Annotated in this window: 19 protein-coding genes; 13 read left to right on the top strand and 6 right to left on the bottom strand. The window is 71.0% G+C overall.

Annotation, left to right across the window (positions count from 1 at the left end):
* The first annotated feature begins 70 nt into the window (after nt 1-70).
* From AC0VYP_RS05555 to AC0VYP_RS05515, 9 genes are all read left to right on the top strand, one after another.
* Complete coding sequence (locus tag AC0VYP_RS05555) at nt 71-1087, top strand: alpha-ketoacid dehydrogenase subunit beta (RefSeq protein ID WP_285759125.1); 1017 nt, start codon at nt 71-73, stop codon at nt 1085-1087.
* Nucleotides 1088-1133: 46 nt separating this feature from the next.
* A complete protein-coding gene (locus tag AC0VYP_RS05550; protein ID WP_285759124.1) occupies nt 1134-1478 on the top strand; it encodes a biotin/lipoyl-containing protein in 345 nt (114 codons plus the stop codon).
* A 34-nt stretch (nt 1479-1512) separates the two neighbouring features.
* Entirely contained in the window at nt 1513-2298 is a 786-nt protein-coding gene (locus tag AC0VYP_RS05545; RefSeq protein ID WP_475472847.1) for an alpha/beta fold hydrolase, read from the top strand.
* Between the two features lie 410 nt (nt 2299-2708).
* Nucleotides 2709-3776 (top strand): BMP family lipoprotein, encoded by a 1068-nt coding sequence (locus tag AC0VYP_RS05540; protein ID WP_475472845.1) that lies wholly within the window; start codon nt 2709-2711, stop codon nt 3774-3776.
* A gap of 197 nt (nt 3777-3973) precedes the next feature.
* Nucleotides 3974-5557 carry an ABC transporter ATP-binding protein gene (locus AC0VYP_RS05535; protein WP_475472843.1) on the top strand — a complete coding sequence of 528 codons (1584 nt, stop codon included), beginning with the start codon at nt 3974-3976 and terminating at the stop codon, nt 5555-5557.
* Nucleotides 5554-6981, top strand: a complete 1428-nt coding sequence (locus tag AC0VYP_RS05530) for an ABC transporter permease (RefSeq protein ID WP_285759120.1) — start codon at nt 5554-5556, stop codon at nt 6979-6981. Before AC0VYP_RS05535 ends, AC0VYP_RS05530 begins: the two co-directional genes overlap by 4 nt.
* A complete protein-coding gene (locus AC0VYP_RS05525) occupies nt 6978-8237 on the top strand; it encodes an ABC transporter permease (protein WP_475472841.1) in 1260 nt (419 codons plus the stop codon). Before AC0VYP_RS05530 ends, AC0VYP_RS05525 begins: the two co-directional genes overlap by 4 nt.
* The gene (locus AC0VYP_RS05520; RefSeq protein ID WP_475472840.1) at nt 8234-8641 is read left to right on the top strand and encodes a cytidine deaminase; all 408 of its coding nucleotides are present in this window, start codon (nt 8234-8236) and stop codon (nt 8639-8641) included. The genes AC0VYP_RS05525 and AC0VYP_RS05520 overlap by 4 nt, the downstream gene beginning before the upstream one ends.
* Nucleotides 8642-8768: 127 nt before the next feature.
* Nucleotides 8769-10040 (top strand): thymidine phosphorylase, encoded by a 1272-nt coding sequence (locus tag AC0VYP_RS05515; protein ID WP_475472839.1) that lies wholly within the window; start codon nt 8769-8771, stop codon nt 10038-10040.
* 1 nt (nt 10041) lies between these two features.
* Here AC0VYP_RS05515 and AC0VYP_RS05510 read toward each other — a convergent pair whose 3' ends face one another.
* The 3 genes from AC0VYP_RS05510 to AC0VYP_RS05500 form a co-directional block, all read right to left on the bottom strand.
* Nucleotides 10042-11709, bottom strand: a complete 1668-nt coding sequence (locus AC0VYP_RS05510) for a phospho-sugar mutase (protein ID WP_475472837.1) — start codon at nt 11707-11709, stop codon at nt 10042-10044.
* 43 nt (nt 11710-11752) lie between these two features.
* Nucleotides 11753-12553, bottom strand: coding sequence for a purine-nucleoside phosphorylase (locus AC0VYP_RS05505; protein ID WP_475472836.1), 801 nt, complete (start codon nt 12551-12553; stop codon nt 11753-11755).
* Nucleotides 12554-12794: 241 nt separating this feature from the next.
* Nucleotides 12795-13340 (bottom strand): GNAT family N-acetyltransferase, encoded by a 546-nt coding sequence (locus AC0VYP_RS05500; RefSeq protein WP_475474166.1) that lies wholly within the window; start codon nt 13338-13340, stop codon nt 12795-12797.
* Nucleotides 13341-13536: 196 nt separating this feature from the next.
* Here AC0VYP_RS05500 and AC0VYP_RS05495 point away from each other — a divergent pair, with 196 nt between their 5' ends.
* Complete coding sequence (locus AC0VYP_RS05495; protein ID WP_285759107.1) at nt 13537-14214, top strand: hypothetical protein; 678 nt, start codon at nt 13537-13539, stop codon at nt 14212-14214.
* A gap of 162 nt (nt 14215-14376) precedes the next feature.
* A complete protein-coding gene (locus AC0VYP_RS05490) occupies nt 14377-14844 on the top strand; it encodes a PTS sugar transporter subunit IIA (RefSeq protein WP_285759105.1) in 468 nt (155 codons plus the stop codon).
* A gap of 15 nt (nt 14845-14859) precedes the next feature.
* Here the strand turns inward: AC0VYP_RS05490 and AC0VYP_RS05485 are convergent, their stop codons facing one another.
* Nucleotides 14860-16431, bottom strand: coding sequence for a DHA2 family efflux MFS transporter permease subunit (locus AC0VYP_RS05485; protein ID WP_285759103.1), 1572 nt, complete (start codon nt 16429-16431; stop codon nt 14860-14862).
* A gap of 136 nt (nt 16432-16567) precedes the next feature.
* Here AC0VYP_RS05485 and AC0VYP_RS05480 point away from each other — a divergent pair, with 136 nt between their 5' ends.
* The gene (locus tag AC0VYP_RS05480; RefSeq protein WP_285759102.1) at nt 16568-17197 is read left to right on the top strand and encodes a TetR/AcrR family transcriptional regulator; all 630 of its coding nucleotides are present in this window, start codon (nt 16568-16570) and stop codon (nt 17195-17197) included.
* A gap of 115 nt (nt 17198-17312) precedes the next feature.
* The gene (locus AC0VYP_RS05475) at nt 17313-18194 is read left to right on the top strand and encodes an RNase H family protein (protein ID WP_475472833.1); all 882 of its coding nucleotides are present in this window, start codon (nt 17313-17315) and stop codon (nt 18192-18194) included.
* Here AC0VYP_RS05475 and AC0VYP_RS05470 read toward each other — a convergent pair.
* Nucleotides 18149-19012 carry a DUF1206 domain-containing protein gene (locus AC0VYP_RS05470; RefSeq protein WP_285759099.1) on the bottom strand — a complete coding sequence of 288 codons (864 nt, stop codon included), beginning with the start codon at nt 19010-19012 and terminating at the stop codon, nt 18149-18151. The two genes, AC0VYP_RS05475 and AC0VYP_RS05470, sit on opposite strands and share 46 nt — an antisense overlap.
* Before the next feature lie 236 nt (nt 19013-19248).
* On the bottom strand, nt 19249-20007 hold the full coding sequence (locus AC0VYP_RS05465; protein WP_475472832.1) for a GIDE domain-containing protein: 759 nt from the start codon (nt 20005-20007) through the stop codon (nt 19249-19251).
* Nucleotides 20008-20078 lie beyond the last annotated feature (71 nt).

Genomic DNA, 20078 nt, shown 5'->3' with positions numbered 1-20078 from the left:
CCGTTTCTGGACGGAACCGTCCCCCAGCCCCGGCAAGCCCGAACTCCCCGGCCAGAGAGGGCAGCGTGTCATGACCGAGCTCGCGACCACCCCCGCGTCAGCAGACGCGACCGCTTCCGAACACTCCATGCAGCAGGCCATCAACGCGGCGCTGCGCACTCTTCTCGCCGAGGACCCCGCGACGCTCGTCTTCGGCGAGGACGTCGGACGGCTCGGCGGCGTCTTCCGGGTGACCGACGGTCTCCAGGCGGAGTTCGGCGACCAGCGTGTTTTCGACACCCCGTTGGCGGAGTCCGGCATCGTCGGGCTGGCCGTCGGCCTGGCCATGAACGGCTGGCGCCCCGTCCCGGAACTGCAGTTCGACGGGTTCGCCTACCCGGCGGTCGATCAGATCGTCAACCAGGTGGCGCGCATGCACTACCGCTCCAGGGGGGCCGCGCCGATGCCGATCACCCTGCGCCTGCCCAGTTTCGGCGGCATCCAGGCCCCCGAGCACCACGGTGAGAGCCTGGAGGCCCTGTTCGCGCACGTCCCCGGGTTGAAGGTGTGTTCGCCCTCGGACCCCGCCGATGCCTACCGGCTGCTGTTGCAGTCGGTGCGTGCCGACGATCCGGTGGTCTACCTGGAGCCCAAGGCCCGTTACTGGAATCGCTCCCCCGGCGCGCTGACCGAACCCGACCTGCCGATCGGGGCGAGCCGGGTGGTGCGCGAGGGGCGCCACGCCACGCTGGTGGCGTGGGGGGCGATGGTGCACCACTGCCTGCGGGTGGCCGAGTTCGCCGCGGAGGACGGGGTGGAACTGGAGGTGCTGGACCTCCGCTGGTTGAAGCCGATCGACACCGCGGGACTGACCGCGTCGGTGCGGCGTACCGGGCGGGTCGTCGTGGTGCACGAGGCGCCCTTGACCGCCGGCCTCGGCGGGGAGATCGCGGCCCTGGTCCAGGAGCACGCCTTCCGGGACCTGCGTGCACCCGTGCAGCGGGTCACCGGGTTCGACGTGCCCTATCCGGCGGGGCCGCTGGAACCGCAGTACCTGCCCAACGCCGATCGGGTCCTGCTCGCGGTCCAGCGCACGCTGGAGTTCTGAGCACGACCCGGTCGGCCCCACCTGTTAGTGACGACAAGGAGTCCCGATGAGCGAAACCGCGGGTCCCGGCGGCGCGGAGCGCACGTTCGCCCTTCCCGATCTCGGTGAGGGGCTGGTCGAGGCCACCGTCCTGGAATGGCTGGTGCGCGCCGGCGAGCACATCGAGCGCAACCAGCCCCTGGTGGAGCTGGAGACCAGCAAGTCCGCGGTGGAGATCCCCTCGCCGCACAGCGGGACCGTCGCCAGGCTGCACGCCGCGGAGGGGGAGGTGCTGGCGGTGGGCGCCGCACTGGTCACCTTCGAGGTCGAGGCATCCGCGGGGATCGTGGGGACCGTCCCGACCGAGGAACGACCCACCCGCCGGGTCCGTCTGCGACCGCCGTCCGAGTGAACCGCCCCCGCCCGCCCCGCCCGTGAGGATCTGCATGGACCGGACACTGCTCGACCCCGCGACCGGGGCTCCCCTCCTGCGCTACACCGTGGGCGGTGCCACCGCGCCGAGTGCCCCGACGGTGCTGCTGGTGCACGGATTCGGCTCCGACTTCGCGGCCAACTGGGTGCGCACCGGGTGGACGACGGCGCTGGAAGGTACGGGGCGCCGGTTCGTCGGAGTGGATCTGCCCGGGCACGGCCGCTCCCCCAAGCCCCACGTCCCTTCCCACTACTCCCCCGGATCGCTCGGCGACCTGCTGGCGCGGGTACTGGCCGAGTCGGGCGACGGACCCGCCGACGTCGTGGCGTATTCGATGGGCTCCCGGCTGGCCTGGCAGCTGGCGGTGGACCACCCCGCGTCGGTCCGCAGGATCGTGCTGGGCGGCTTCGGCCCCGAGGACGCCTTCGCCGGGACGGACCCCGACCGGCTGGGCGGAGAGGACGCGGGGCCCTTCGCCGCGGTGTTCGCCGCGGCGGCCGCCCTGCCCGGTGCGGACCCCACGGCCCTGGCTGCCTGCGCCAAGGGGCAGGCGCGAGAGCCCTACCGTCCCGTCCCCGCCCCGGCGGACGTCCCCGTGCTGCTGGTGGCCGGGGAGCTCGATCCGATCGCCGCGGGGGCGGAGGGGTTGGCGGCGGATCTTGCAGGGGCGGAGCTGCTACGGGTGCCCCGGCGCGACCACCGCACAGCCGTGTCGGCACAATCGTTCAAACGGGCCGCGGTGGAGTTCCTGGATCGTCCGGATCGGGGAGCGGGCACCGCTGCCGACTACACCGGGTAGCAACGCTTCGCAGCTCCCGGACGCTTCGACTTTGGTCACCCTGAGTGACCAGTCCGCGGGCGCGTCGCCGAGCCCCGGCACGGCCCGCCCGGGGCCTCCTCGGTGGCCACCCCGAGGCCCCATGTCCGAACTGTGGCGATATGGGGTGTTTCTAATCACCCCGAGCGCCGACCTGGACACATCCCCCCTTTGGCAATAATTGCCGTTGCGGCCACCCCCGCCACCTGCCATGAAGGCCGAAATGTGAGCTGGACGACAACTCATTGGTAACGTCCGTTTCACTCCGCTCTCGCCTTCATAACAACCCACCTGTGGCGATTGGTGGCATTTGCACAAACGGATAGTGTCCGGCTGCATAACCCGGCGGTTCGCGCATCGCGAACCGGTCACGGGCTCGAAGGGGAGGAAGCGTGAAGCGCAACACAGTCGCCCGTCTCGGTGCGATGGCGGCAGCCGGGGTCTTGGCCCTGGCGATGACTGCCTGTGACAGCGGAAGCGGCACTGACGAGGGCACCGCCGGCGGAGACGGTGCCACGGCCGAGTCCGACATCCGCGTGGGCCTGGCCTACGACATCGGCGGCAAGGGCGACAAGTCCTTCAACGACTCCGCCTACCGCGGCCTGGAGCGGGTCAAGGACGAACTGGGCATCACCGACGCCCAGGACCTCGAGCCCACCGACGGCGAGCCCGAGTCGGCCAAGGAAGAGCGTCTGGCGCTCATGGCCGAAGAGGGCTACAACGTCGTCATCGCCGTCGGTTTCGCCTACGACGCGCCCGTGCGCGCCGTCGCCCCGGAGTTCCCCGACGTGCAGTTCGCGATCGTCAACTCCGAGATCGAGGACATCGACAACGTCACCAGCCTGGTCTTCACCGAGGAGCAGGCGTCCTTCCTCGCCGGCGCGGCCGCCGCACTCAAGAGCGAAGAGGACCACATCGGCTTCATCGGCGGCGTCGAGACCCCGCTGATCAAGAAGTTCGAGGCCGGCTACGCCGCCGGCGCCCAGGAGATCAACCCCGACATCACGATCGAGGTCGCCTACCTGACCCAGCCCCCGGACTTCGGCGGGTTCCAGGACCCCTCCCGCGGTGAGGCCACCGCCGAGGGCCAGTACGACGCCGGCGCCGACGTCATCTACCACGCGGCCGGCGCCTCGGGCAACGGCGTGCTGAACGCGGCCGAGGCCAAGGACAAGCTGTTCATCGGCGTCAACAGCGACCAGTACGAGGGCGCCTCCGACGCACAGAAGCCGTTCATCGTCACCTCCGCGCTCAAGGGTGTGGACACCGCGGTGTTCGAGTTCGTCAGCGGGATCGTGGACGGCAGTGCCGAAGGCGGCATCCAGCGCTTCGACCTCGCCAGCGGCGGCGTGGACTACGCCACGTCCAACAGCGAGGAGATCTCCGACATCCAGGAGGAGCTCGACGCGCTGAAGCAGCAGATCATCGACGGTGAGATCACGGTTCCGACCGCCCCCTGACCCACCGGCGTCAACGCCATCGCGGCGTCCCGTCTGCCCGTGGAGGGGAATGTGCCCTCACGGCAGCGGGACGCCGCTTCGCCGTTGCCCACCGGGCGGCGGCACCGGTCCCCCGCCCACGCGGATCCGCATCGGGCGGCCGGCGCCCGGACCGGCTCACAAGGCCGCCGGCCGCACCTTGACGAACTAGGAGTCGGATGAGCACGCATCCCGGCGACGGGGCCGCACCTCCCGCCGCCGTCGAGTTGCACGGGATCACCAAGCGGTTTCCCGGCGTCGTGGCCAACCACGACATCAACATCGCCGTCGGCGCGGGGACAGTGCACGCCATCGTGGGTGAGAACGGCGCAGGCAAGTTGACGCTGATGAAGACGCTGTACGGCATGCACCAACCCGACGAGGGCACCATCGCCATCGCCGGGAACACGGTCCAGCTGAACTCCCCGTCGGAAGCCATCAAGCAGGGCATCGGCATGGTGCACCAGCACTTCATGCTCGCCGACAACCTCACCGTCCTGGAGAACGTCGTCCTCGGCGCGGAGCACCTCCACGGCATCGGCGCCAAGGCCCGCGCCACGATCACCCGGCTGTCGGCCCAGTACGGACTCGGTGTCGAGCCCGGCCGCCTCATGGAGGACCTGGGTGTCGGCGACCGCCAACGGGTGGAGATCCTGAAGGTCCTCTACCGGGGCGCGCGCATCATCATCCTCGACGAACCCACCGCCGTCCTGGTGCCGCAGGAGGTCGACGAACTCTTCGACAACCTCCGCGAGCTCAAGCAGGAGGGGCTGACCGTCATCTTCATCTCGCACAAGCTCGACGAGGTGCTCTCGGTCGCCGACGACATCACCGTCATCCGGCGCGGCACCACCGTGGCCACGGTGGACCCGGCCAACACCACCGCCCGCGAACTGGCCACTCTCATGGTCGGCGGCCAGCTCCCCGTCCCCGAGCTGCGCGAGTCCACCGTCACCGACCGGGTGGTGCTGGAGCTGGCCGACGTCACCGTGGAGTCGGCCCAGGACCGCACGGTCGTGGACGGCGTGAACCTGGCCATCCGCGCCGGGGAGATCGTGGGCATCGCCGGGGTCGAGGGCAACGGCCAGAGCGAGCTGATCGAGGCCGTCATGGGGATGCGCCCGGCCGCCAAGGGCCGCATCACCCTGGACGGTACCGACATCACCGGTTGGCAGACCCGCGCCATCCGCGAGGCCGGGGTCGGCTACGTCCCCGAGGACCGGCACCGCCACGGGCTGTTGTTGGAGTCCCCGCTGTGGGAGAATCGCGTCCTCGGCCACCAGACCCAGCGCCCCAACGCCAAGGGGCCACTCATCGACCGTGCGGGAGCACGCGCCGACACCCAGCGCATCGTCGAGGAGTTCGACGTGCGCACCCCCGGGATCGACGTGCAGGCCGACGCGCTCAGCGGAGGCAATCAGCAGAAGCTGATCGTGGGCCGCGAGATGAGCGGCTCCCCCAAGGTCGTCGTGGCCGCACACCCGACCCGGGGTGTGGACGTGGGTGCCCAGGCCGCCATCTGGGACCACCTGCGCGCCGCGCGCGCCCAGGGGCTCGCAGTACTGCTGATCTCCGCCGATCTGGACGAACTCATCGGAATGTCCGACACCCTGTACGTGATCCTGCGCGGAAGGCTGGTCGCCGAGGCCGACCCACGTTCGGTGACCCCCGAACAGCTCGGCTCGGCGATGACCGGTGCCGGGCTGGACCCGCGGGCCGCGAACGGCAACGACGCGGCCACGGAAAACGAGGCAGGAGCATGATCAAATCCCTCCCCGCACCCGCGGGAATCGCGGTCGCGGCCCTCTCCGCCGCCGCCGTCACCTTCCTTCTCGACCTTGCCTTACTGGCACCGGCCGCACTGGCCATCGGCGTGGCACTGGCCTTCGCCGTCCCGCTGCTGGCGGTCGGCTCCGATGCCGAGGACGCCACGACCGGCATCCACCGGCTCCTGGTCACGCCGATCGCGCTGGTGCTGTCGGTCCTGGTCGCCCTGTTGGCCGCGATCGTCCTCGACCTGTGGCTGATCGAACCGGTCGCCTACCCCGTCGGCGCGGCCGCCGGCGGGGCGGTGGCGGTACTGCTGTACCGCCGGCTGCCCACGCAGTTGGCGCTGGCCTTCGGTGCGGTCGCAGCGGCCGGTGTGCTGGCACTGGGCATCACCGCCCTGGTCCTCCTGGCCACCGGCGTCGAGGTGCTGCACACCTTCGAGCGGATGCTGAACTACGGCTCCCAGCCCAACAGCGTCGTGCAGATCCTCAACACCGGCACCACCTACTACCTGTCCGCGGTGGCCGTGGCCATCGGCTTCAAGATGAAGCTGTTCAACATCGGGGTGGACGGCCAGTACCGGCTCGCCGCGTTGTTGGCCGCGGCGGTGGGCGGCGCGTTCGTGCTTCCCCCCGTCCTGCACCAGATCGTGATCATCACCGTGGCGGTCGCCGTCGGCGGCTTCTGGGCCGGTATCGCCGGCTGGCTGAAGGTGACCCGCGGCGTGTCGGAGGTCATCTCCACGATCATGCTGAACGCGATCGCCACCGGCGTGACCGCCTACCTGCTCAACACCAACCGGCTCGCCGTCGAGTTGGGCACCAACAACATCGGGACCCGGCCCATCGCCGAATCCGGGTGGGTCCCGGGCATCCCCGCGGGTTTCATGGGCGCCACCCGCCCCATCTTCGGCCTGGTCCTGCTCGCTGTGGCGGTGGGCGTGGGCTACTGGTGGATGCTCAACCGCACCCGGTTCGGGTTCGAGCTGCGCGCCACCGGGCAGTCGGCGACCGCGGCCCAGGCCAGCGGCGTCAACGTGAAGAAGATGGTCGTGCTGTCCATGGTCATCTCCGGCATGGTGGCCGGACTGGTCGGGATGCCGCAGCTGCTGGGCTCGTCGCACTACTACGCGCTGGACTTCCCGCTGGGGCTGGGCTTCACCGGCATCGCGATCGCGCTGCTGGGCCGCAACCACCCGGTGGGGATCGCCGCCGCGGCGCTGTTCTGGGCCTTCCTCGACCAGTCGTCGCAAATCCTGGACATCGACGGCATCCCCAAGGAGATCGCCGTCGTCACGCAGGCCACGATGGTGCTGACCATCGTCGTGGTGTACGAACTGGTCCACCGTTGGGGCCGTCGCTACCAACAGCGCCAAGTCGGCAGGGAACTGGGCCGGGAGAAGGTGGCCGCGTCATGAGCCAGACCGTAGAAGTCGCGACGCCGGAGAAGAAACCGCCGCGCCGGGTCGTCACCCCCTGGCGCCTGGTCAGCCTCGGTGTCGCCGTGTTCGTGGCGCTGGCGGGCGTCCGGGTGATCACCGGGCAGAACGCGCTGACCGACTCGGGCACGATCCAGGCCAGCCTCGCCTTCGCGATCCCCATCGCGATGGCCGGACTGGGCGGCCTGTGGGCCGAGCGCGCCGGCATCATCAACATCGGCCTCGAAGGCATGATGGTGCTGGGCACCTGGGCCGGGGCGTTCGCCGCCTACAACACCGGCAGCCCGTGGGCGGGCCTGGTCGCAGGCGTCCTGGGCGGTGTCATCGGCGGTCTGCTGCACGCCGTGGCAACGGTGACCTTCGGGGTGGACCACATCGTCTCCGGTGTGGCGATCAACATCCTGGCCGTGGGCGCCATGCGCTACCTGTCCATCCTGTACTTCCAGGACCAGCCGGGCGGCGGTGCGGCCCAGTCGCCGCCGCTGCCGCGCTTCCCGCTCGTGGACCTGCCCTTCGTGTCGGGCCTGTTGAGTCCGCTGGAGGACAAGCGCTGGTTCCTCGTCTCGGACCTGGCCGGGCTCGTGCTGGGCCTGACGACCGGGATCTCCCTGTTGACCCTGGTCGCGATCCTGCTCATCCCGGCTTCCTACTACATCCTGTGGAAGACGCCGTTCGGACTGCGGCTGCGCTCGTGCGGCGAGAGCCCGGAGGCCGCGGAGTCCCTGGGTGTCTCGGTGTACCGCTACAAGTACGTCGCGGTGCTGGTCTCGGGTGGTCTCGCCGGGATGGGCGGTGTGTTCCTGGCAATGGTGTCCTCCTCCATCTACCAGGAGGGCCAGACCGGCGGGCGCGGCTACATCGGCCTGGCCGCGATGATCTTCGGCAACTGGCGGCCGGGCGGTCTGGCGATGGGCGCGGGCCTGTTCGGGTTCACCGACGCCCTCCAGGTCCGCGGCTCGGGTGCGGCGGTGCACGCGCTGCTGCTGCTGGTCGCCGCCGTCCTGGTGGCGGTCGCGATCTGGCAGTTCACCCGCGGCAAGCGGCTGAGCGCGGTCGTTTCGCTTGGGGTCGCGGCCCTGCTGGTGGTGTGGTGGGCGCTGACCGACACGCTGCCGCGCGAACTGGTCACCTACAGCCCGCACATCGCGACCCTGCTGGTGATGGCGTTGGCCACCCAGCGGCTACGGCCCCCCGCGGCCGTGGGCCGGCAGTGGCGCCCGGGAGGCAAGTCGTGACGGGCCCGCACGAGGTCAACTGGCCGGGGCTGCGCGCCGCGGCGACGACCGCGATGCACGGCGCGTACGCGCCGTACTCGAATTTCCCGGTGGGCGCCGCGGCACTGGTGGACGACGGACGCACGGTGGTCGGCTGCAACGTGGAGAACGCCTCCTACGGGTTGGGGCTGTGCGCGGAGTGCGGCCTGGTCTCGGCGCTGCACGCCGGCGGGGGCGGGCGCCTGGTGGCGTTCGCCTGCGTGGACGGGGCGGGAAACGCCCTGATGCCGTGCGGACGCTGCCGCCAGCTGCTCCACGAGCACGGCGGGACACAGCTCCTGGTGGACACTCCCGAGGGCGTGCTGCCGTTGGGCGCACTCCTCCCGCAGGCGTTCGGGCCGGACGACCTCGACCGACCCCGATGAGATCGGACCAGGACACGGGGCCCTCCCGGTCCGCGCGCCGCGCGGACCGGGAGGGCCCTTCGGTTTTTGATGGGGACAGGACCGCGCGCTGCGCGGGGCCCCGACGCGAGAAAGGCTGATGTAGCGCATGGACGTCATCGACATCATCGTCACCAAGCGCGACGGCAAAGAGCTGTCGAACGACCAGATCGACTGGGTGATCGACGCCTACACCCGTGGTGAGGTCGCCGAGGAGCAGATGGCGGCGCTGAACATGGCGATCGTGTGGCGTGGGATGAGCCGCTCGGAGGTGGGGCGCTGGACCGAGGCGATGCTCGCCTCCGGCGAGCGCCTGGACTTCTCCGGTCTGGACAGACCGACCACCGACAAGCACTCCACCGGCGGCGTGGGCGACAAGATCACGCTTCCGCTGACCCCGACCGTGGCCGCCTGCGGCGCGGCCGTACCCCAGTTGTCGGGGCGCGGGCTGGGGCACACCGGTGGCACCCTGGACAAGCTTGAATCCATCCCGGGCTGGCGCGCCGAGGTGTCGCCCGCGGAGATGCAGCGCATCCTGGCCGACGTGGGCGGGGTGGTGTGCGCGGCGGGCACCGGGCTGGCACCGGCCGACCGCAAGCTCTACGCGCTGCGCGATGTGACCGGGACGGTGGAGTCCATCCCGCTGATCGCGAGCTCGATCATGTCCAAGAAGCTCGCCGAGGGGACCGGTGCGCTGGTCCTGGACGTCAAGGTGGGGGCGGGCGCGTTCATGAAGGACCGGGAGTCCGCGCGCGAACTGGCGCGCACCATGGTGGACATCGGCACCGATCACGGGGTGCGCACGGTGGCCCTGCTGACCGCGATGGACACGCCTTTGGGCCGTACCGTGGGCAACGCGCTGGAGGTGACCGAGTCCCTGGAGGTGCTCGCCGGGGGCGGCCCCGCCGACGTGGTCGAGCTGACGGTGGCACTGGCACGGGAGATGCTGGCCGCAGCCGGCCTGGCCGGGGCCAAGGATCCGGCAGAGGCGCTGCGCGACGGCTCGGCGATGGATTCCTGGCGTCGCATGGTCGCGGCCCAGGGCGGCGACCCGGACGCGCCGTTGCCGGTGGCCGCGCGGACCCGCGAGGTCCTGGCTTCCGGGAGCGGTGTCCTGAGCCGGCTGGACGCGCACGCGGTGGGCGTGGCCGCCTGGCGCCTGGGGGCGGGACGCGCACGCAAGGAGGACCCGGTCTCGGCCGGTGCGGGAATCACCCTGCACGTCAAACCGGGTGAGGAGGTACGGGCCGGCGACCCGCTGTTCACCCTGCACTCCGACGACCCCGACCGCTTCGAGCGGGCCGAGGAGTCCCTGGCGGGCAGCTACACGATCGGCGGCGCGTACACGCCCCGCCCATTGGTCATCGAACGGGTGGAGTAGTTCATCCCCGGATGAGGGCGGCCACTGCCTCGTGCAGCGCCTCCAGCCGCACCTCGGCCGCGCGACGGGCGGCGGGCACGTCCTCCCCGGGATCGGCCAGGACCACCTCCAGGTAGGCCTTGAGCTTGGGCTCCGTACCCGAAGGGCGCAGCGTGACCGTGGCACGCAGCGGACCGTTCAGGCGGTAGCGCAGGGCGTCGGTGGGCGGCAGCGCGCCCCTGCCCTCCGCGAAGTCCTCCACCGCGTTGACCCTCAGCTCCCCGAAGGCGAGCGGCGGCCGGGACCGCAGCCCGCGCATGGTCGAGGTGAGCAGGTCGAGGTCGCTGACCCGGACCGAAAGCTGACGGGTCAGGTGCAGTCCGTAGCGGCGGGCCTGGTCGTCCAGGAGGTCCAGCAGGGTCCGGCCCTCCTGCTTGGCCTCGGCCGCCAAGGAGGCCAGGGCCAGTGCGGCGCTGATGCCGTCCTTGTCGGCGACGGGGCGGCCCTCGTCCCCGCTGACGCAGTAGCCCAGGGCTTCCTCGTAGCAGAAGACGTTGCGCAGTGGGCGGCCCAGCTCGTCGTATCCGCCGGCCCGGACCAGCCACTTGAACCCGGTCAGGGTCTCGGAGAAGTGCACGCCGTGGCCGGCGGCGATCTTGGGGAGCAGGCTCGCGGAGACGATGCTGGCGGCCACCAGGCGGTCGGCGCCCGTGGTCCGGGCCAGGACGTGCTCGGCGAGCAGTCCGCCGACCTCGTCACCGGTGAGCAGGCCGTGGCCGGGAAGCGCCACCGCGACCCGGTCGGCGTCGGGGTCGTTGGCCAGGATCAGGTCGCTGCCGTGCAGCTGCCCGGCAGCCAGCGCGAGGTCCATCGCGCCGGGTTCCTCGGGGTTGGGGAAGGCCACCGTGGGAAAGTCGGGATCGGGATCGGCCTGCTCGGGAACGAGTCGGGGCGGCGCGAAGCCGGCCCGCTCGAAGGCGGCGAGCAGGACCGCGGTGCCCACCCCGTGCATCGCCGTGTAGGTGACAAGGAGATCGCGGGCCGCTCCCAACGGCAGTGCGGCCACGGCCGCGACGTAGTCGTCCACGGCTTCGGGGCCGAGAACCGTGTAGTCGGTGCGCAGCGGCAGGTCGGCCACCGACCCCACGGCGTCGATGGCCGCGGAGATCTCGGTGTCCACGGGCGGCACGATCTGGCTGCCGGCCACGTCGGCGGCGCCGCCGACATAGACCTTGTACCCGTTGTCGCGCGGCGGGTTGTGGCTGGCGGTGACCATGACGCCCGCATCGGCGCCGTGGGCGCGCACGGTGTAGGCGAGAACCGGGGTGGGGAGCGGGCCCGGCAGCAGCAGCGCCCGGTGACCGGCCCCCGTCAGGACCGCGGCGGTGTCGTGGGCGAAATCGGCGGAGCGGTACCGGGCGTCGTGACCGACGACCACGGTCGATCCGTCGGGGAGCCAGGACGCCAGCCCCGCAGCGGCGCGCATGACGGTCACCCGGTTCATCCGAGTGGGACCGGCCCCCAGTTCCCCCCGCAGCCCGGCCGTGCCGAACTGCAGGCGCCCGGAGAACCGACGGGCCAGTTCGGCTCCGTCCCCGGCATCGAGAAGTGCCTTGAGCTCGGCTCGGGTCTCGGGGTCGGGGTCCTGGGCAAGCCACTGCTCGGCCTGTCGCTGGTGGGTCACCGTCATCGCGCCGTGCCGCCCTTTCTCTGTGTGGGGAGTAGCGCCGGGGTCAGATGCGCTCGACGATGGCCGCGAGGAGCTGGCCGACATCGGCTGCGGCGTCGCGGCCGGTGTCCAGGACCTCCTGGTGGTTCAACGGCTGGCCGGTGAGTCCGGCGGCGACATTGGTGACCAGGGAGAGGCCGAGGACGGAGGCGCCCAGCTCACGGGCTGCGATGGCCTCCAGCGCGGTGGACATGCCGACCAGGTCGGCGCCCATCGCGCGGAGCATGCGGATCTCTGCCGGGGTCTCGTAGTGCGGACCGGGCATGGCGGCGTAGACGCCCTCGGGCAGGTCCGGCACCGCCTCGTGGGCGAGTTTGCGCAGCTGGATCGCGTAGGTGTCGGTGAGGTTGACGAAATTGGCGCCCACGATCGGCGACCGCGCGGTGAGATTGAGGTGGTCGCTGATCAGAACCGGTTGGCCGACCCCGAGGTCGGTGTTGAGGGACCCCGCGGCATTGGTGAGGATGACGGTGGTGGCGCCCGCCGCGACGGCCGTTCGCACCCCGTGCACGACGGCGTCCGTGCCGTGGCCCTCGTAGAGGTGGGTGCGGCCGAGGAAGGCCAGGAGCGCCCCGTCCTGGGCGTCCATGATGCTGCGCACCTTGCCGCTGTGCCCCTGCACGGTCGGCGCGAGGAACCCGGGGAGTTCGCTGACCTCGAACTCCTCCCCCTCGACCCCCAACTGGTCGGCGGCCGGGGCCCAGCCCGAACCCATGACGAGCGCGACCTTGTAGGAGTCCACACCGGTGCGGGAGCGCAGCGCGTCGGCGGCTTCCCGGGCGCGGTCGTGGGCGGTGGTACTCACAGGCGGCTCTCCTCGTGGTGGCTCTATGGCGGTGCGGACCGTGCGACCGATCCTGTCCGGCGCGGGGCCCGGTCGCAACGCCGAACCGCGGGGGACTCGATAACCAGCCGCAACCGTGACCTGCGCGGCGTGGGCCGCTGTCGATCCGCGGGGTCACACCCTATCGGCCGGTCGCGAACGGGTAGGCGGTCTGAGGCCGGACACGCTCGACGCGGTGCCCGACGCACGGCGCGGGCCGTTCTCAGCCACCGATGGTGTGCTGCAGGACGTGTTGGGGTCCGGCGTCGCCGCCGAGGTAGCGGCGGCCGGTGTTGACGAAGCCCGCAGCGGTATAGGTCCGGTAGGCGGCCGGGTTGGCCTCGTTGACGGTGAGCAGCACGGCCCTGGCGTGCGGGACGATGGCGGTCACCAGTGCGGGGACCGCGACGCAGGCCGCGCGGCCCAGGCCGCGCCCTTGCCAGCGGGGGGCGATGTAGAAGGCGCGCAGGAGCACGGAGTGGACCGGGTCCGTGGCGATCTCGCGGAGCTGACCGTCCCGGTCGATAATGCCGAAACCCACCGCGGCGCCCTCGTGCACGACCGCGAAGGGGGTGCGGTTGGGGTCGGCGTCGGCTCGGGGCAGGGTGCTGACCGGTGACTGCACGAAGCGGTGCTGGCCGGGACCGAGCCGGTGCCGCATGACCGCCGCCCGCAGCGCCGCCACAACGGGCGTGTCGCCGTCCAGGTCCACCAGCCCCACCTCCGGGAGCACGTCGGACCGGTGTCCGCAGACCCTGCCGTCGGCCATGTCCACCCCGCATCGTCGTCAACCGCTGTCCCCAGCGGCCACTTTTTCCGGTTCACGCAGTCACGAATCGGTCTAATCCACTCGGACGCAAAAGACAAGGCCGAGGAACCGGCCTGCTCACGCGGGCCCGGTTCTTGTCCCCGGGGTGTCCTAGGCTGGGCCCGACCGGTGTGACGAGGAAGTCGGGAGGCACCCCATGGCGGAGTTGCGAATCTCCTCCGGTGACGGCTTTGACCTGCGCAAGCTCGCCACTGCTCTTGCCGAGTCCCAGGGGTGGCCGCGCGAGCGGATCAGCGTCTGGGACAAGCGCGACGGAGAGGTCATCCTGACCGTCGAGGACGCGCTGTTGACCCGCACGGCGGCCGATCCGATGAACCAGCCGGTGCACACCCGCAGCGACGTCCACGAGGCGTGCGAGTTGCTGCGCAGGCGTGATGCATCGCTCTACGGCGTGGAGTTCTCCAGGTTGCGCGACGAGGCGTCGCGGTTCTTCTCCGCCGGCTGGTCGATCGCCGACCTGCTGCACGCGTTGAGTATGCGGCCCGATGGCGCCCCCTGGGCGCGGGGAGAGGGCTACCAGGGGCCGGAGTGGCTGGACCATCGGCTGCGCAACTGGAAGACCCCCACCGGTGATATCCGTCCTTCGGTCTCCCAGGAGAACGCCCAGTTGCGCGTAGTGGGCCGCTCCGGACTTCCCGAGGGGATCGGCCTGCCCCGCGACGACGCGCCGCGCGGCCAGGCCGCCCGGCCCGAGAGCGCACGCGCCGCCGCCGACGACGCCCGGCGGCTGATGCGGGCCCACGCCCGCACCACCAGCAACACCCTGGAGCACCGCGACCGCACCGCGGCCAAGATCACCAAGGGTGAGGAATGAGTACCTCCCTGCGGTAATGCGACGCTTACCGATATTTCACCCGATCCGGACCCGCCATAGGGCGGCGGACCGGGCCGAAATCGCCCTCTTGCGCCTAGCCTGACCCGATCACCTCCCGCGACGCCGTGAGCGCGGGCGGTCCGGCTGCCGGGAGGGGGACACATGGCCCGAACCACACTGTCCGGCCTGCTCTGCCAAGGGGCGGTCGCCACCGGTGTCGAAGCCACCGACTGGCGCGACGCCATCAGTGCCGCAGGAGGGCTGCTGATGGCCGTCGGGGCGGTGACCGAGGACTACATCGTGCGCATGCAGCGGGTGGTCGAGACGCACGGGCCCTACATCGTGGTCGCCCCCGGCCTCGCGCTGGCCCATGCCCGCCCGTGCCGCGCCGTGCTGCGTACCGGGTTGTCACTGGCCGGGCTGGCCGCCCCAGTGCGTTTCGGTCACCCCGAGAACGATCCGGTGCGGCTGGTGATCGGACTGGCCGGGGTGGACCGGGACCGCCACTGCGCCGTGCTGGCGGAACTGACCGCGATGCTGGACTCCCCCGGGCGGTTGGCGGCGCTGCACGGCGCCACCACCCCCGCCCGGGTGCGCTCCCTGGTGAGCGCCTACGACCGGGGCCGGTGACGTCCGGCCCCGGGGTCAGACGTGCACGGCCGGTTCGCCGGTGGTCGTGCCCGAGCGCATCGCCAGCGACAATACGGCGGCGAACGTCATCACGACGGCGGCGATCCCGAAGGCCAGATGCATTCCGTCCAGGAAGGCGAGATTGCTGGCCTGGGTGATGGCCTGGGCCGTCTCCGGGGCGACGCCCTCCGGCAGCGCCGCGCCGCCCTGGGCGACCAGGCTCTGCATCCCGGCCAGTTCCTCGCCGGCCGGTACGTCCAGTCCTGCCGCGGCGTAGTGCCCGGGGAGGGTGGAGACGATGGTCGCCGACATGACCGCGCCGAGGACCGCCGTCCCCAGCGAACCGCCCAATTGCATCGCGGCCTGCTGCACGGCGGAGGCCACCCCGGCGAAACGGACCGGGGCGTTGCCGATGATCGCCGCGGTGGCGCCGGTCATCACCAGGCTCAGGCCGACGCCGAGGAGCACGAAACCGATGGAGATGTGGGCGACTCCGCTGTCGGCGTCGAGTCGCGACAGGAGGAACATCCCCAGTGCCGACAGCACGAGCCCCAGCGCCGTGGGGATGCGCGCGCCGAAGCGGTCCAGCACCCGCCCGGCGATGGGCGAGGTGATCGCCATCATCGCGGTCATGGGGATGAGCTGCATACCGGTTTGGGCCGGCGACATGCCCCGCACACCCTGGAGGTAGAAGGTGATGAAGAAGAGCGAGCCCATGAGGCCCAGGGCCATGAGCACCATGAGCACGGTGCCGATGGACACGGAGGGGTTGGCGAAGATCCCGAGCGGCAGCAGCGGATGGGCGGGGCGACGCTCCCAGAGCACGAAGGCCGCCCCGAACAGCAGTGCGGCACCCAGCGAGGCGAGGGTGACGGGGTGGGTCCAGCCCACCGCCGGAGCCTCGACGAGCGCCCACACCAGGGCGAAGATCGCGACGCTGAGCAGTACGATGCCGGGGACGTCCAGCCGGGACCCGGGATCGGTGGGCCGGTTGGCCGCGAGCAGCCACAGCCCCAGTCCCAGGGCGACCGCGCCGACCGGCACGTTGATGTAGAACACCGCCTGCCAGCCGAAGGAGCCGACGAGGAGGCCGCCGATGATGGGGCCGCCCGCGGTGGCCGCGCCGATCAGGCTGCCGAAGACGCCGAAGGCGCGGCCGAGCTTGTGCGGGGGGAAGACCGAGCGCAGCAGTCCCATCGCCGACGGCAGCAGCAGGGCACCGAAAACGCCTTGCAGGATGCGAAACGCGATGAGCATGATGACACCGGCGGACAGGGCGATGGCGACCGAGGCCAGCACGAAGCCGACCGTTCCCACCAGGTACATCTTGCGGTGGCCGAAGCGGTCGCCCAGTCTCCCCGCGGTGATGAGGAAGACCGCGAGGCCGAGCAGGTAGCCGTGGGTGACCCACTGGAGCTCGGCGAGGGAGGCCCCCAGGCTCGCACCGATGGCGGGGTTGGCCACCGCGACGATCGTGCCGTCCAGGGCCACCATCATCACACCGAAGGCGATGGCGACCAGGGTCCCCCACGGGCTGGCACGCAAGCCCGTCGCTTGCGCGACCGGCGGCGCGGCGGTGGTCGTCATGTATCCCCCTGCGGGTGTCGTGGAGCCGGCAAACCTCATGGAGAGTATGTCAGTCACTGACATTTGGCAACTTATGACGCCAATGTTCCACGCGTGTATCCTCCCCGGTAAAGCACGTGACACCCGGGAGGCCGGCATGGGTACCGCAATCGCCGAACACCGGCCCACGGGGCTGCGCGAACGCAAGAAGGCCCGCACCAGGGAAGCCCTGGTCGAAGCCGGGATGCGGCTCTTCGGGGAACGCGGCTACCAGGCCACGACCACCGAGGAGATCGCCGCGTCCGCCGACGTCTCCCAGCGCACCTTCTTCCGCTACTTCGGCTCCAAGGAGGAGCTCGTCCTGGCCGCCCAGGAGGGCATGGACGAACTCCTCTACCAAGCGGTACGCGCGCGCCCCCTCCAGGAGTGCGCGCTCACCGCCGCGCGCAACGCGCTGCGCGACCAATGGGAGCTATCCGACACCGCGGTGATGCACGCCCAGGGCGAGGCGCTGCGGCTGATCGACACCAACACCGACCTCCTCGCGGCCCAGCTGCGCTACTGCCACGAACGGCAGGAGCAGTTGGCGGCCCTGCTCGCCGAGCGCGCCGGGGTGGACCCGGCGACCGACCCCCGCCCGGGGCTCGTGGCCGCGGTCTTCTTCGCCACCGTCCAGAACGGCCACACCGCCTGGTGCCGCTCCGGGCGCACCGATCTCAAGGAACTGGTCGCGACCATGCTGGACCATCTCGACCAGGTAGGGGAAGCGATCACCACGAACTGGTAGGACCGTTGGTCGCATGCACGGCGCGCAGGTCTTGCGCTACGCGGGGTGCGGCCATATAAATCCTAGTCAGGGACAAGGACTCTTCTCCGGGCGCGGAGGGGACGGTGGTGCGGGCGTGGCTCCGGACGAGTTCGACGCGTGCGCCGGGCGGCTCCCCCCGCGACTGGCCGGACGGGCCCGCGCACTGCGCGGCCACGTCGTCTACTCCCCCGCCGGACCGCGTCGCAGGAGCGTGTCCGAGGCGATGGCACTGGCCTTCGACGCCGCACACGTGGGCGACCTCGCGGCGGCGGAGTCGATGCTGGCCCGGGCCGAGGCCCTGGACGCCGAGATCAGCGCGCGCCGCGCCGCCCGGACACTCAGCGGACACCACGGCAGGGTGCAGCGGTGGAGCGGGACGACACCGTTGGTCGCCGCCACCGACGCCAGCGTCAAGGGACGCCATGCCGGCATGGGGTACGTGACCTCCGATGGGAGATGGGGGATGCGCTCCTGGGGTTCGAGCGCCCATGACCCGAGCGGCCCCTCACGGGTACTGGTCCAGGAGTTGCGCGCCGTCGCGCTGCTCCTTCAGGTCCTGGTGGCCGATACGCCCGCGGTCCTCCTGGTGGACTCGGCGGTGGCGCGACGCTACCTGCGGCTGTGGCAGTCGGGCGGGACCCCGGAGCTGCCCGCCGGCTACGACGCCGCGCCGCGCCGCGCGGGCAGGCTCCCCAGCCTGGTGCGCCTCGGCCAGGCGATGGCCGAACGCCCCGGAATCCAGGTGACGGCCGTGAAAGGCCACTCCGGTCACCTGCTCAACGAGACGGCCGATTCACTGGCCGGAATGGCGCGGCGCCGACTGGCCGATCCGGGCGCCCGGTCCACGAGCGAGTTGATCGAGCACGCCGACGGCTTCGTGGCGTCCTTCCTCGGTCAGTGGCACAGCGGCGCCCGCACCGGCCCGGACGCTCAGACGCGGGCCCAGCGCGACTGGCAGAAGCAGAAGAGGGCGTAGAGCAGGACACCGAAGGCGACAAGGGCCAGCAGCCACGGTCCGGCGGGGGTGTCGGCCAACGCGCGCAGCGTACCGTCGAGGCCCTGCGCCTTGTCGGGGTCGAAGGTCACCGCGGCCCAGCCGATGAGGACGCCGGCCGCGCTGATGATGATGCCCTTGGTGACGGTTCCCGCCACGCCCAGGCCGATGACGGCCTTGCGCGCGGTGGCCGGGATGGCGCCGACGGCGAGGTCCTTCTCGAACTTTCGGGTCGCGCCGCCCCAGGCGATCACCACACCGGCGACGATGAAACCGAGGCCGACGGCGCCGACCACGAACTGCCCGGCGGGCAGCTCCATCAGCGTCGCGGTCATCTCCTTGGACTGGCTGTCCTGCGAGCTGGGCTGGCTGTAGCCGAGGAGGAAGGTGACGATGGTGGCGCACAGCGAGCCGTAGGTGAGGGCCCGCCCGGCCGCGAGGGCGCGCTTGCTCGCCTTGTCCAGGCCGAGCCGGCTGCCGAAGGCCGCCACGGTGAACTGCCACAGCGCCAGCCCGAACATGCCCAGCGCCGCCGCCCACAGCACGATCTGGCCGCCGGTGTTGTCGGCGATCATCTGGAGCGCGCCGGAGTTGTCGGCCTGCTCGTCGGAGCTGCCGAAGGCGATCTGCACCGCCAGGTAGCCGATGATCAGGTAAAGCAGGCCCTTTGCCGCCAGACCGAGTCTGGCCAGGCGTAACAGCCATTTGTTGTTGGCGGCCTGACGTCCGGCCCGCCCCGCCTGGCGCCCGGCTTTCTGCGCCTTGTCACCCGCTTCTCTGGCACCGCTCGCAGCACTCATGTGCTGTTCGCTGCCCCTCGCGAAACCCTGCAAACCATCAAAAAACACCAAGGGGTTCGTCAAGCGGCCGGACCTGCGCGGTCACCGTGCCGCACCGCAGGCAGGTTCCACCGATGACAGGACCGCCGTGCCCCGATGTTCTCGCGCGGAAGCGGTGCGGGCGGCCCCCTGGACCGGGACCGGCCCGCGTCCCACCCTTCCGGAGCAAAGGCCCGGTGCCGTGTTTGCGGAGGAGGTCACTCCTGCCCGCCAACGGCAAGGGCAGCGAGGACCACCAGGGTGGCGGGCAACAGGGTGAAGCCCACTATTTCGCGGCGCTGGTTCGCCTCCAGCAGATGGGGCTCGCTGAGGGTGGAGAAGAACAGCGGTTCTTCGTCGGTGCCCTCCAGGACGACGGTTTCACCGTCGATGCGGGCATGGCCTCTGACGAGCAGGCGCGCACCAGGGCTGACGGCCCGTTCCCGGTAGGAGTTCCCCGGTTCGAGGGACGTTTCCGTTCTTTCGGGGTCGCGTGGGCCGAGGTGGCGGGGGGCGTCGGGGACACGGCCGGGGTCGGGAACGAATTCCTGGTGGATGGAGCCGGTCAGTCTAGGCTCCGCTCTACCTGGTCTACAGGCGACCTCGCCGGTGCGGTCGCGAAGGGCGAAGGAGCGGCTGCTCTGGCGGACGGTGGTCCGGGTGACGTGTATGCGATTGCCCGGGTGGCCGTTTTTGGGCCGGTGGGACCAGACTTCCACCCGGTACCACACACAGGCCCGACCGCTTTGGGGTGCGTGGAGGATGCCTTGGGGCCCCGGTTCGGCGTTTCCGTCAACCACCACCGGAATCGTTCCTTCTCGCGAACAGGCTGTCGCGAGCGACCCGATGGGCAGGTGGGGGGTCTGGAGCAGGTCGGTCCTCAACCGCCTGGCCTTGATGGCCCGGTTCAGGGGAAACAGGCTCAGCACCGCGGCGAGCAGTGTGAGGACCTGTGCTGGCACCAAGAGGTCGTCCATCGCCCTCTCCTTGGCTTCTGGGATGTGGGAACAGCGGGGGTGCGGTCGGGCGGAAAAGACCGCGGATAGAA

The organism is Nocardiopsis sp. iso_186 (assembly GCF_056173365.1).
This window is presented reverse-complemented; position numbering and strand designations above follow the sequence as displayed.

Bases quoted from the DNA above. Each gene is read 5' to 3' on its own strand.
- AC0VYP_RS05480 (WP_285759102.1), top strand. From the start codon at position 16,568: ATGGGTACCGCAATCGCCGAACACCGGCCCACGGGGCTGCGCGAACGC.
- AC0VYP_RS05530 (WP_285759120.1), top strand. From the start codon at position 5,554: ATGATCAAATCCCTCCCCGCACCCGCGGGAATCGCGGTCGCGGCCCTC.
- AC0VYP_RS05525 (WP_475472841.1), top strand. From the start codon at position 6,978: ATGAGCCAGACCGTAGAAGTCGCGACGCCGGAGAAGAAACCGCCGCGC.
- AC0VYP_RS05495 (WP_285759107.1), top strand. From the start codon at position 13,537: ATGGCGGAGTTGCGAATCTCCTCCGGTGACGGCTTTGACCTGCGCAAG.
- AC0VYP_RS05470 (WP_285759099.1), bottom strand. From the start codon at position 19,012: ATGAGTGCTGCGAGCGGTGCCAGAGAAGCGGGTGACAAGGCGCAGAAA.
- AC0VYP_RS05500 (WP_475474166.1), bottom strand. From the start codon at position 13,340: ATGGCCGACGGCAGGGTCTGCGGACACCGGTCCGACGTGCTCCCGGAG.
- AC0VYP_RS05545 (WP_475472847.1), top strand. From the start codon at position 1,513: ATGGACCGGACACTGCTCGACCCCGCGACCGGGGCTCCCCTCCTGCGC.
- AC0VYP_RS05490 (WP_285759105.1), top strand. From the start codon at position 14,377: ATGGCCCGAACCACACTGTCCGGCCTGCTCTGCCAAGGGGCGGTCGCC.
- AC0VYP_RS05535 (WP_475472843.1), top strand. From the start codon at position 3,974: ATGAGCACGCATCCCGGCGACGGGGCCGCACCTCCCGCCGCCGTCGAG.
- AC0VYP_RS05465 (WP_475472832.1), bottom strand. From the start codon at position 20,007: ATGGACGACCTCTTGGTGCCAGCACAGGTCCTCACACTGCTCGCCGCG.
- AC0VYP_RS05550 (WP_285759124.1), top strand. From the start codon at position 1,134: ATGAGCGAAACCGCGGGTCCCGGCGGCGCGGAGCGCACGTTCGCCCTT.
- AC0VYP_RS05515 (WP_475472839.1), top strand. From the start codon at position 8,769: ATGGACGTCATCGACATCATCGTCACCAAGCGCGACGGCAAAGAGCTG.
- AC0VYP_RS05485 (WP_285759103.1), bottom strand. From the start codon at position 16,431: ATGACGACCACCGCCGCGCCGCCGGTCGCGCAAGCGACGGGCTTGCGT.
- AC0VYP_RS05555 (WP_285759125.1), top strand. From the start codon at position 71: ATGACCGAGCTCGCGACCACCCCCGCGTCAGCAGACGCGACCGCTTCC.
- AC0VYP_RS05510 (WP_475472837.1), bottom strand. From the start codon at position 11,709: ATGACGGTGACCCACCAGCGACAGGCCGAGCAGTGGCTTGCCCAGGAC.